Below are 11,657 nucleotides of genomic sequence, written 5' to 3' on the forward strand. Positions count from 1 at the left end.
TGCCCATGATGTCGAGCCAAAGGCGCGGACGGCGGAAGCCAGACGTGCGCTCGCGGAAGCCGAAGCAAGGCGTGTAAAGTACCTGGAAAAGGAAGCCTCGGCGCCGAAGGAAATCGGCGGCCGCGGCGGCAAGGAGCCCGGCCGCTACGGCGACTGGGAGGTAAAGGGCCTGACCAGCGATTTCTAGACGCGGCCTAGGCGGCGTTGCGCTGCGGCTCGAGCGCGATCCAGCCACGCTCGTCGACGGTGATGCCCACCATGTCGTAGCCCGCGATCGCGGCGTGTTGCGTTGGCAAGGGGTGCTTGTGCGTGGCGCTGATGACCATGACCGCCGCGCCCGCCGCTTCGGCTGCCGCTATGCCGGCCGGGGCATCCTCGAACACGAGGCAGTCGCGCGCGTCGAAGCCGAGCCGTTCCGCGCCAAGCCGGAAGCAATCGGGCGCCGGCTTGCCGCGGGAGACATCTTCCGCTGCGACGATGACGGCCGGGACGGGGATGCCCGCGGCCTTCATGCGCAACAGCGCCAGCTCACGTGGGGCGGAGGTTACGATCGCCCAGCGTTCGGGCGGCAGCGAATCGAGAAATGCCACGGCGCCGGCGATCTGGATAATGCCTTCGAGATCGGCCGCCTCGGCCTTCAGCAGCAGATCAGCCTCGTGTGCCGGGTCGACGCCCGGCAGCGCCAGGCCGGTGATGGTCTCGATCGCGCGTACGCCATGGATCGTCGGCAGGAAGGCAGCGACGTCGAGGCCCTGGCGGCGTGCCCAATCGCTCCACACCCGTTCCGCCGAGGCGATGGAATTGATGAGCGTGCCGTCCATGTCGAAGAGGAAGGCCGCGAATTTTCTGCTTGAATACATGATTTTCCTTGAGTCCGGGGAGCGCTGGTGGGGTTGCCGAACCTAACGTCTCGACCGCGGCAGGGGAAGACACGGGGTGGGCTTTTCGATCGGCCCAGGGAACCACGGTATCCTCCGGGCGTTTGGGAAGGACTGCTTCTCACAAGATCGAAGGGGGGACCAACGATGCTGATCCGGCTCGGCTATGAAATCGCCATCGAATGCGTAGCCGCCACGCCGGTGATTTCAGTGCTCGAGATCCATCGGGACAGGCAGGCTGATATCAAGCGGCAGACGCGGGTGCTGACCTCGCCCGCGGTGCCGACAAGGCTGTACCACGATCTGCATGGCAATGCCTGCCGGCGCTTCACAGCGCCCGCCGGTGGTTTTCGCATCCTGTACGACGCGGTCGTCGAGGACAGCGGCGAGACGGACGAGGTAAACACGCTGGCCAGGGAAGTGCCGGTGGCGGACCTGCCGGACGAAGTTCTCGGTTATCTCCTGGGCAGCCGCTATTGCGAGACGGATCATCTGAGCAGCCTGGCCTGGCAGCTCTTCGGCGACATTCCGTCCGGCTGGGCGCGCGTGCAGGCGATCGTCGACTATGTCCACAACCGGCTGTCGTTCGGCTATGGCTATGCGCGCTCGACCCGCACGGCGGCTCAGGCGCATGAGGAACGCGTCGGGGTCTGCCGCGACTTCGCTCATCTGGCGATCACGCTTTGCCGCTGCATGAATATTCCGGCACGCTATGTGAACGGCTATCTCGGTGATATCGGCGTGCCAGCCGATCCGGCACCGATGGACTTTTCGGCGTGGCTGGAAGTGTTCCTCGACGGCAAATGGTACACGTTCGATCCTCGCCACAACACGCCAAGAATCGGCCGCATCGTCATCGCCCGCGGCCGCGACGCCACCGACGTGCCGCTGCTGCATAGTTTCGGCGCCCACCGGCTCAGCCTGTTCAAGGTATGGACCTATGAACAGGAAGGCAATCTGTTCAACCCGCCCTACCACGGTATCGACAGGACCGTCGGCGCACAGATGCTGGCCTAACGGTATGTCGATTCAGGTGAGGCCGGTCTGCAAATGACGGCTTTCTGCGCTTCCGGTGCTCACGGACCAAATGTCCGCTCCGCTCCGGTTCTCGAAAGCCATCATTTTCGACCTGGCCTGACCTGAATCTCAACACCCCCTTGAGGCGCGGCCAAAAGCGGCCCTGGTTTTCAAACGTGATGGCGCTTTGGTCTTTCGACGGCCGGAGGCGTTGGATCCGATCATTTCGCGCCCTGCAGTCTCGGGACAACTGGCCCGCTTCGGCACACGGACCCTGTCCCGCAACAGGACGTCATCGGGATTCCGTGATTGCTTCGTCTTGAGCATGGTAACCGGCTCGTAAACGCAGCCGCGGCCGCGCTTTTCTGTTTACCAGTCATTCACCTTTGCGGAGCTTGAAGCCGAACAAAAACAATGATTTGGCGGCAAGCGGCCGGCCTTCTGCCAGCCAGCGGCGTCATCCGGCGGGAATCCTGCATTGCCCTGTCCGCGGCGACGAGGCCGAGGCGAATGGAGGCTGTAGGATGCGGAATTACGGGGGTCTTGTTCACGCGATCGGCGGGTTCGCCAGGGATCGCGGTGGAAATTTCGCAATCCTGTTCGGCCTCAGCGCCTCGGTCTTGGCGCTGGCTGTTGGCTTCTCGGTCAACGTATCGCAGCTCTACAATGCCAGATCGAGCCTCCAAGGCGTCGTCGACGCCGCGGTCACATCGACGGCACGCGACCTAACGACCGGCGCCATCAAGGAAGCCGATGCCAACAAATCGGTGCAGGCCTTTCTCGACGCCAACAGCCAGGCAGGCATTCTGCAGGCCGACCAGATCGTACTCGACAGGCTGATCGTCAACAGGACCGCCAAGACGGTCCAGGCTGACGCCCATGTCGATGTCGGGCTGTATTTCCCGATTTTTGGCACGGGCGACATGAAACGCGTCGCCGCCTCCACGACGGCGCTCTATTCGGACAAGACCGTCGAAGTGGCGATGATGCTCGACATAACGGGGTCGATGGCCAAGCGCGGCAAGGTCGACAAAATCGGCGATCTGAAAACAGCTGCAAAAAACGCCGTCCAGACGATGCTGCAGAAACAGGATCCGCAGAACCCCCGCATCCGCGTCGCGATTGTGCCTTATGCATCTGGCGTCAACGCCGGCAAGCTGGCGGAAAACGTCTATGCCGAAAAACAAGCCAGCACTGAGCTCCCACCCGTCGCCGGCAGTCCGCTTCTCGTCGCCAAGACGGGCAAAAATCTGCTGCCGTCCTTCAGCGACTACATCTCCATTGTCGGCGCGGCGATGCCACGCCCCGACAATTGCGCCACCGAGCGCAAGGACAAGAACGGCAACGCGGATATGAGCGCCGACGGCCCGGATACTGTCCGCACCGACGGGAACGGCAAGAAATACTATGCTCTGGTCAACCGGGACGATCATCTCGGTGACGGGGACATGAACAGGTGCCCTGATGCGAAAGTGATCCCGCTGACCGCCGATTCCGATGCCTTGCTTGAATCGATCGAGGACTTCCGGGCCAATGGGTTTACGGCCGGCGCGATCGCCATTCAGTGGACCTATTATATGCTGTCGCCGCAATGGCGCACTGCGATCAGGAATGCCGGTCTTGGCAAGGGTGCCTCGGATGCCGATCCGAAGAAGATCGCCAAGGTCGCGATCCTGATGACCGATGGCCAGTTCAATACGGCCTTCGCCGGTGCTGGGGACAGCTACAACAGGCAGGGCACCCTTGCGCGCGGCAACGCCGAAACGCTGTGCGACAACATGAAAAACGACGGCATCGAGATTTTCACCATCGGCTTCGATCTGGACGACAAGGATATGTCGACAACCGAGCGGGACCAGGCAAAGGCGGTGCTGAAGGATTGTTCGTCGAAGGATACCTCCGCCGCCAAGAGGCATTTCTTCGACGTGTCCACCGGAGCCGAATTGGACGACGCCTTTCAGGAAATCATTCGCAACACCGAAAAGATCGCATTGACCCAGTAGTCTGGTCCGCAAACGGAAAAGGCCGCCGCTTCTTTCGAAGCCGGCGGCCTTCCGTGTTTCCGTCCGTGGCGCGGCCCATGGCGATGACCTATCAGGTCAGCCGCCGCGCATTTCGCGCCTTAACGGGAAGACTGCTTCCCGAAAGTGCAATCCGCTGAGGCCACGTTCTGGAAAACGAAATCACTCGACATCGGATCACCTCCTTTCGATTTGTTGAACACATACTCATGATGGGGTGCATTGCAGCAAAAGACAAGGTGCAGGTCTGAAATTAACCAAGGGGCGGGCCTGGTGCGGGCCGGCTTGCGATTGCCAGGCCGACCGGGCAAACTTCTGCCCCTGAGCCAGCATTCGGAGGAATCGCATGGAGGCAGCCGAAAAGGCCGCTCGCATCGTTCGAACGGTGATCGAAACATTGAAGCCGGGTTTTGCGGTCAGGCTGTGGACCGGGGAGCGGATAGGCCCCGCCACTGGTCCGGTGCTCACCATCAACGACCAGGACATCGTCTGGCAGATCGTGAAGCGACCGTCCCTGTCGACGCTGATCGAGATGTGGATTTCCAAGACCATCGACATCGAAGACGGGACGATCTTCGATTTTTATGCCCTGCCGTCGCAAGGCAAGCTCAGAACCAAGCTCAAGTCGCTGCCGAAAATGGCGATCCTGCGCGACCTGCCTTCCGTGCTTTTGGCACGCAAGCAGATGAGCGCGCGGACCGATCTGTCGGGGCGCAATCCCTATGTCAGCGGTTCGAGCCAGGAGGCGATCCAGCATCACTATGACATCTCGAACGCCTTCTACCGGCTCTTTCTCGACGAGCGCATGGTCTATAGCTGCGGCTACTTCAAGGATTTCGCCAATGGCATCGACGAGGCCCAGGTCGACAAGCTCGACCACATCTGCCGCAAGCTCCGGCTGAAACCGGGCGAACGACTGCTCGACATCGGCTGCGGCTGGGGCGCCATGCTGATCCATGCGGCAAAGAACTACGGCGTCGTCGGCCACGGTGTGTCGCTGTCGCAGGCGCAGACCGAGCTGGCCCGCGAACGCATTCGCGCCGAGGGGCTGGAGGACCGCATCACCATCGAGATCAAATCCTATGCGGAACTCACCGGCAGCTTCGACAAGATCTCGTCGATCGGCATGTTCGAACATCTCGGGCTCGCCAACCATGCGACTTATTTCAAGACCATTCATCGCCTGCTGAAGCCGGGCGGCATCTATCTGCACCACGCCATCACCCGGCGCAGCAAGGGCGACATCAAGAAGACCTTGCGCAAGGGGCCGGAGTTCAAGGCGCTGCTCAAATATATCTTTCCCGGCGGCGAACTCGACACCATCGGCATGACAACAGGCAATCTCGAGGCGCATGGTTTTCTCGTCTACGATGTCGAGAACCTGCGCGAGCACTATGCCCGCACCTGCAGGCTGTGGGCCGAGCGGCTGCAGGCCCGCTTCGATGAGGCAATCGCCGAGGTGGGCGAGGCCAGGGCGCGGCTATGGCTGCTTTACCTGACGGGCTGTTCGATCACCTTCGAGCGCGCATCGGCACAGATTTTCCAGACCGTCGTGACCAAGCGCGCGCGCGGTCCAAGCGGCCTGCCGCCGACACGGGCGGATCTGTATCGATAGCTTACAGGAAGCGCATCGCGTCGCCGACTTCGACGCGCGCCGGCCTGTCGACCGTGCAATAGACGCCGAGATTATGGGCGTTGTGACGGACCAGGTTGCGCAGGATCGCCGGATCATGGTCGAAGCCATCCTGGGCGACAATGGTGAAACCGCAGCGGCGGCAGGGTTCCGAGATGGTCAGCAGGAGATCGCCGACGGCAAGCTTGCGGCCGATCCATTCCGTTTCGGGAAACGAGCCTTCGATGGCCGCCATGTCGACAACGATGTTGGGGCGGAAGCGGCGCGGGTCGGCGACCCCTTCCGGGTGCAATGCTTTCAGGCGTGCCAGCGAAGCCGTGGTCAATAGATGAATCGGCGCCTTGCGGTAGCGCTCCGCGGTCAGCGGGCCGGAATAGTCAGGCCCGGCATTCTCGCGGCGAAACGGACGGAGCGAGGCCTCGAAGCCGAGATAGGCCGACACCGCGCGGTCGCTCTCGATGCTTGGCGCGGCCAGCCAGTCGCCCTCGGGAACGGCAATCTCGAGTTCCAGGGTCGGCGACAGCCGGGTGCGGATGCGCGGCACCTTGTGCCATTTCGCGTCGCGGTCCGGTCGTGCGATCTCGTTGTCGGACACGTCGACAAGGCCGAACAGGCGGTCGCCGTCGATGCTCTCGACGTCGACCGAGATTGTTTTCAGGCGCTCGCCGGCAAGCGAACTCGCCGGATAGCGCCAGAGTTCGCTGACAGTGCCCAGCGCGGCCTGCATCAGCTCTTCTTGTTCTGCCGGTTGGCGACCAGATCATCGACGACGGCCGGGTCGGCCAGCGTCGAGGTGTCACCCAGGGCAGAAAAATCGTCCTCGGCGATCTTGCGCAGGATGCGACGCATGATCTTGCCGGAACGCGTCTTCGGCAGGCCCGGCGCGAACTGGATCTTGTCGGGCGAAGCAATGGCGCCGATCTCCTTGCGGACATGGGCAACAAGCTCCTTGCGCAGCTCCTCGGTGGGTTCGGCACCCTTCATCAAGGTGACGTAGCTGTAGATACCCTGGCCCTTGATGTCGTGGGGATAGCCCACGACCGCGGCCTCGGAAACCTTCTCATGGCTGACCAGCGCCGATTCGACTTCGGCCGTGCCCATGCGGTGGCCGGAAACGTTGATGACGTCGTCGACGCGGCCGGTGATCCAGTAATAGCCGTCGGCGTCGCGGCGGCAGCCGTCACCGGTGAAGTACTTGCCCTTGTAGGTCGAAAAATAGGTCTGCACGAAGCGGTCGTGATCGCCATAGACGGTGCGCATCTGGCCCGGCCAGGAATCGGTGATGCACAGATTGCCGTCGGCCGCACCTTCCAGCACCTTGCCCTCGCCGTCGACCAGCTGCGGCTTGATGCCGAAGAAAGGCCGCGTCGCCGAACCCGCCTTGAGGTCGGTCGCACCTGGCAGCGGCGTGATCAGGATGCCGCCGGTCTCGGTCTGCCACCAGGTGTCGACGATCGGCACCTTGCCGTTGCCGACGACGTTGAAATACCACTCCCAGGCTTCCGGGTTGATCGGCTCGCCGACCGAACCCAGCACGCGCAGCGACTTGCGCGACGTCTTCTTCACGTGCGCATCGCCGGCGCCCATCAGCGCGCGCAACGCCGTCGGCGCGGTGTAGAAGATATTGACCTTGTGCTTGTCGATGACTTCCCAGAAGCGCGACTGCGACGGATAGTTCGGCACGCCTTCGAACATCAGCGTGGTGGCGCCGTTGGCGAGCGGGCCGTAGACGATGTAGCTGTGGCCGGTGACCCAGCCGACATCGGCGGTACACCAGTAGATGTCGCCGTCATGGTAGTCGAAGACATATTGGTGGGTCATCGAGACGTAGACGAGATAGCCGGCGGTGGTGTGCAGCACGCCCTTCGGCTTGCCGGTCGAACCCGACGTGTAGAGAATGAACAGCGGGTCCTCGGCCTTCATCTTCTCGGGCTTGCATTCGGCTTTCACCGTCGCGATCTCGTCGTGATACCAGACGTCGCGGCCTGAAACCCAGCCGGTCTTGCCGCCGGTGCGTCGCACGACCACCACCTTTTCGACTTTCGTTCCGGCTTTCGCGGCGATCTCGATCGCCCTGTCGGTGTTTTCCTTCAAAGGGATCGGCTTGCCGCCGCGCAGGCCTTCGTCAGCCGTGATAACGAAGGTCGACTTGCAGTCGTCGATGCGGCCGGCCAGCGCATCCGGCGAGAAACCGCCGAAGACGATCGAATGGACGGCGCCGATGCGCGTGCAGGCCAGCATCGCATAGGCGGCTTCCGGGATCATCGGCATGTAGATGGTGACTCGATCGCCTTTCTTGACGCCGTGTTTCTTCATCACATTGGCGAGCCGGCAGACATGCTCGTAGAGCTCGTTATAGGTGACCTTCTTGTCGTCGTAGGGATTGTCGCCTTCCCAGATGATGGCGGTCTGGTTGCCGCGCTTCTTCAGATGCCGGTCGATGCAGTTGTAGGAAACGTTGGTCAGTCCGTCCTCGAACCATTTGATCGAGACCTTGCCGTCGAAGGAGGTGTTCTTGACCTTGCTGAACGGCTTGAACCAGTCGATGCGCTTGCCGTGCTTGCCCCAGAATTTGTCCGGGTTCTTGACGCTGTCGGCATACCATTTCAGGTAGGTGTCATTGTCGATCAGCGCGTTTTTCTTCCACGCCGGCTGGACGCGATGGACATGAACCTCGGACATTCCTGACTTTCCTCCCGAACCAATCGCCGGCTTGAAATGCCGGCGGGATCGCGGCGACACGGCCGCGAATTCGGCGGCATTATTACCAGTTCCGCCGTTACGGCAACATTAGACGTTGGATTCGCGCGGCGGGATGCCGCAGGGAGCTTCTCCAGGGCTGTCAGCACTCGAAGAGGTGCGCTGCTAACCGCATGTTTTCGCAAGCTAAAGCCGGTTCAGATGAAGAAAAAATCAATAGACGGTTAATCAGCGGCGCGCACAATCAGCCGTGGGAGGACAGGCGAATCAACCTGGGGACCGTCATGCGCGACCATGCCGAAATGGACCTGATGCTCAAAGGCTATGGCTTGACCACTGCCAAGATTCTTTATCACTTTCCCGATCACCCGCATCTGCTGCAGAGCTTCATCTGGCAGGACTACGATCTCGCGCCGAAGTTTCCGGTGCTGATCAAGTTCATCGAATTCTGGAAGGCCAAGCTGGACGGGCCGCTGCATTCGATCAGCTACACCCACCAGAAGCTGATCGCGCCGAATGAATGGCGCAAGGTGGATGGGGAGTTTGTGCTGCACTAGGGGCAAGTTTCGCAGCAACGGCTTCTTGAGGTCGGCGTTCTACGACGCCCCCCTCTGTCCTGCCGGACATCTCCCCCTCAAGTGGGCAGATTGGCAGCTCCACCGACAACGCCGCCCCTTGTTACGCCTGCGATTGGCGAAAGTCGCCGCGACATCCGATCTCCCCCCTTGAGGGGGAGATGGCCGGCAGGCCAGAGGGGGGCGCTGGCCCGCGAACCTTGCGCCATGACGGCCCGATGCGCTCAAACCACCGGCGGGTTCAACCGGGCAAAGCCTTCCTGCCGCCGATACGGGAAGTACGGGTAGGGCGCGGTGACTTCGCTTGCCGCGTCGAGCTGCCTTATCTGCCCCGGCGTCAAGGTCCAGCCGACGGCGCCGAGGTTCTGGCGCAACTGCTCCTCGTTGCGGGCGCCGATGATGACCGACGATACGGTCGGGCGCTGCAGCAGCCAGTTGATGGCGATCTGCGGCACGGTCTTGCCGGTTTCCTCGGCCACGACATCGAGGGCATCCATCACTCGATAGAGATGCTCGTCCTCGACCGGCGGACCGAAGCTTGCCGTGTCGTGCAGCCGGCTCTTTTCCGGTAGGGACTGGCCACGGCGGATCTTGCCGGTCAGGCGGCCCCAGCCAAGCGGGCTCCACACCAATGCACCGACGCCCTGGTCGAGGCCGAGCGGCATCAGCTCCCACTCATAGTCGCGGCCGACCAGCGAATAGTAGACCTGATGGGCGACATAGCGCGGATAGCCTTGGCTGTCGGCTTGCGCCAACGACTTCATCACTTGCCATCCGGAGAAGTTGGAGACGCCGACATAGCGCAGCTTGCCGGCACGGATCAGGTTGTCCAGCGTCGACAGCACCTCCTCGATCGGCGTGCCGGCATCGAAGGCGTGTAGCTGCAAAAGGTCGATGTAGTCGGTGCCGAGGCGCCTCAGCGCATCATCCACGGATCTGATCAGCCGCGAACGTGACGAGCCGTAATCGCCCGGCCCATCGCCCATCGGCAGCGCGGTCTTGGTCGAGATCAGCACGGCATCGCGGCGGCCTTTTATCGCGTCGCCAAGCACCTGTTCAGAAGCGCCGTTCGAATAGACGTCGGCCGTGTCGAACAAATTGACACCGGCCTCCAGGCAGATGTCGATCAGCCGCCGCGCTTCCCTGGCGTCGCTGTTGCCCCAGGCGCCGAACAGCGGGCCGGAACCGCCAAAGGTTCCCGCGCCGAAGGAGAGTGCGGGCACTTTCAAGCCCGATGCACCGAGACGTCGATAATCCATCTTTTTACTCCTGGTGGTATGAAGGGTGTCGGAAGCGGGTTTGCCGAGGGTAGTCACGAGCGGATGGAGGCAGGTGCGCCGAGCGCCGGGGTGCGATCGAGACGCAGCGCCAGGCCCGCCACGCCGAGTGCCGTGAGCGGCAGCAGGGCGGCGACCCAGGTGAGGGAACCCAGACCAAGGCCGTGGGCAATCACCGCGCCGCCAAGCCAGGCGCCTGCGGCGTTGCCGAGATTGAAAGCGGCGATGTTGAAGGACGAGGCGAGGCTCTGGCCGGCACCTTGCGCCTTGTCCAGCACCCACATCTGCAGCGGCGCCACGGTAGCAAAGGCGGCGGCACCGAGCAGGCCGACATAGATGACGGCCATCACCTGGCTGTGGATGGCGAAGGTCATCGTTGCGAGCACCAGGGCCAGCACCACGAGGCTGCCCAGCACGGACGGCCAAGCCAGCGGTCGGCGACCTTGCCGCCAAGCAAATTGCCGGCGATGAGACCGCCGCCGAAGACGAGCAGGATCGGCGACACGGCTGCTTCCTTGAAGCCGCTTATCTCGGTCAGCAACGGAGCGATATAAGTGAAGACGGCGAAGACGCCGGCATAGCCGAGCACGGTGGTGGCGAGGCCGAGCAGGACGGGGGTGCGGCGCAAAACGGCGAGATCGGCGCGCAGGTCGCTCTTTTCGGGCGCCGTCCGGCTGCGTGGCACCAGAGCCAGGATGACGGCGAAGGCGGCCACACCGACCACTGTCACGGCCCAGAAGGTCGCGCGCCAGCCGAAGGCCTGGCCGAGCCATGTGCCGAAGGGCACGCCGAGGATGTTGGCGATGGTCAGGCCGGTGAACATCAGCGCGATCGCCGAGGCTTGTCTGTTGGGCGCGACCAAGCCGGTGGCGACCACCGAGCCGACGCCGAAGAAAGTGCCGTGGGCAAAGGCGGTGATGATGCGGGCGCCCATCAGCGTCCAGTAGTCGGGCGCCAACGCGCAGGCGAGATTGCCGAGCGTGAAGATCGCCATCAGCGCCAGAAGCACGGTCTTGCGCGGCCAGTTGCCGGTGGCGATGGTCAGCAACGGCGCGCCGATGACGACGCCAAGCGCATAGCCCGAAATGAGCTGGCCGGCAGCCGAGATCGAAACGCCGAGATCCTTGCTGACATCGAGCAGCAAACCCATAATGACGAATTCGGTGACGCCGATGCCGAAGGCACCGGCGGCGAGGGCGTAGAGAGCAAGAGGCATGGCGGTTTTCCACTTCGATGCGAAGAGCGCCGTCCCGCGCCCCGACCCCTGAGATCGTGCTTCCCTGCATTGTGAACCAGACTTGCCTTGGGCATATTTTCTGTGAAATAGATTCATAAATGGCCAGGCCCGACATCAATCGCTCCGGCGAGATCGAAGTGTTCGTGCGCGTCGTCGAGGAAGGCAGTTTCTCCTCCGCGGCACGCGCGTTGCGCATGACGCCGTCGGCGGTGAGCAAGCTGATCGCGCGGCTGGAGGCCCGGCTTGGCGCGCGGCTGGTCAGCCGCTCGACGCGAAAGCTGCAACTGACGCCGGAAGGCACAGCATTCTACGAGAGCGG

10 protein-coding genes and 1 pseudogene are annotated in these 11,657 nt (G+C 62.7%); 6 read left to right on the forward strand and 5 right to left on the reverse strand.

Annotated elements, in window-relative coordinates; all coding sequences use genetic code 11:
• On the forward strand, positions 1–187 hold a 187-nt coding region (locus EN879_RS10325; protein ID WP_127274045.1), incomplete at its 5' end, for a DUF1674 domain-containing protein.
• A gap of 7 nt (positions 188–194) precedes the next feature.
• On the opposite strand, the gene EN879_RS10330 is transcribed toward EN879_RS10325, so the two are convergent.
• On the reverse strand, positions 195–860 hold the full coding sequence (locus EN879_RS10330; protein WP_063169463.1) for an HAD-IA family hydrolase: 666 nt from the start codon (positions 858–860) through the stop codon (positions 195–197).
• A gap of 165 nt (positions 861–1,025) precedes the next feature.
• Between EN879_RS10330 and EN879_RS10335 the strand changes: the two genes are divergently transcribed.
• The 3 genes from EN879_RS10335 to EN879_RS10345 all read left to right on the forward strand — a co-directional run bounded on the left by EN879_RS10335 (position 1,026) and on the right by EN879_RS10345 (position 5,531).
• Entirely contained in the window at positions 1,026–1,895 is an 870-nt protein-coding gene (locus tag EN879_RS10335) for a transglutaminase family protein (RefSeq protein WP_013529017.1), read from the forward strand.
• A gap of 524 nt (positions 1,896–2,419) precedes the next feature.
• Positions 2,420–3,898: a pilus assembly protein gene (locus EN879_RS10340; RefSeq protein ID WP_063169462.1), complete on the forward strand. Its 1,479-nt coding sequence runs from the start codon at positions 2,420–2,422 to the stop codon at positions 3,896–3,898.
• Positions 3,899–4,262: 364 nt separating this feature from the next.
• Positions 4,263–5,531, forward strand: a complete 1,269-nt coding sequence (locus EN879_RS10345; protein WP_063169461.1) for a cyclopropane-fatty-acyl-phospholipid synthase family protein — start codon at positions 4,263–4,265, stop codon at positions 5,529–5,531.
• Between the two features lies 1 nt (position 5,532).
• Here the strand turns inward: EN879_RS10345 and EN879_RS10350 are convergent, their stop codons facing one another.
• Entirely contained in the window at positions 5,533–6,276 is a 744-nt protein-coding gene (locus EN879_RS10350) for an MOSC domain-containing protein (protein WP_063169460.1), read from the reverse strand.
• Positions 6,276–8,231 carry an acetate--CoA ligase gene (gene acs / locus EN879_RS10355; protein ID WP_013529021.1) on the reverse strand — a complete coding sequence of 652 codons (1,956 nt, stop codon included), beginning with the start codon at positions 8,229–8,231 and terminating at the stop codon, positions 6,276–6,278. Before acs ends, EN879_RS10350 begins: the two co-directional genes overlap by 1 nt.
• Positions 8,232–8,533: 302 nt before the next feature.
• Between acs and EN879_RS10360 the strand changes: the two genes are divergently transcribed.
• A complete protein-coding gene (locus EN879_RS10360) occupies positions 8,534–8,806 on the forward strand; it encodes an usg protein (RefSeq protein WP_013529022.1) in 273 nt (90 codons plus the stop codon).
• A 242-nt stretch (positions 8,807–9,048) separates the two neighbouring features.
• On the opposite strand, the gene EN879_RS10370 is transcribed toward EN879_RS10360, so the two are convergent.
• Both EN879_RS10370 and EN879_RS10375 read right to left on the reverse strand, forming a co-directional pair.
• On the reverse strand, positions 9,049–10,083 hold the full coding sequence (locus EN879_RS10370; RefSeq protein WP_063169459.1) for an aldo/keto reductase: 1,035 nt from the start codon (positions 10,081–10,083) through the stop codon (positions 9,049–9,051).
• A 53-nt stretch (positions 10,084–10,136) separates the two neighbouring features.
• A pseudogene (locus EN879_RS10375) lies at positions 10,137–11,317 on the reverse strand (MFS transporter).
• 119 nt (positions 11,318–11,436) lie between these two features.
• On the opposite strand from EN879_RS10375, the gene EN879_RS10380 reads away from it, so the two are divergent.
• The coding region (locus tag EN879_RS10380; protein WP_164774369.1) for a LysR family transcriptional regulator at positions 11,437–11,657 on the forward strand (221 nt) is incomplete at its 3' end.

Origin of the sequence: Mesorhizobium sp. M7A.F.Ca.AU.002.02.1.1 (assembly GCF_003998535.1) — a bacterium.
GTDB classification, from domain to species: domain Bacteria; phylum Pseudomonadota; class Alphaproteobacteria; order Rhizobiales; family Rhizobiaceae; genus Mesorhizobium; species Mesorhizobium ciceri.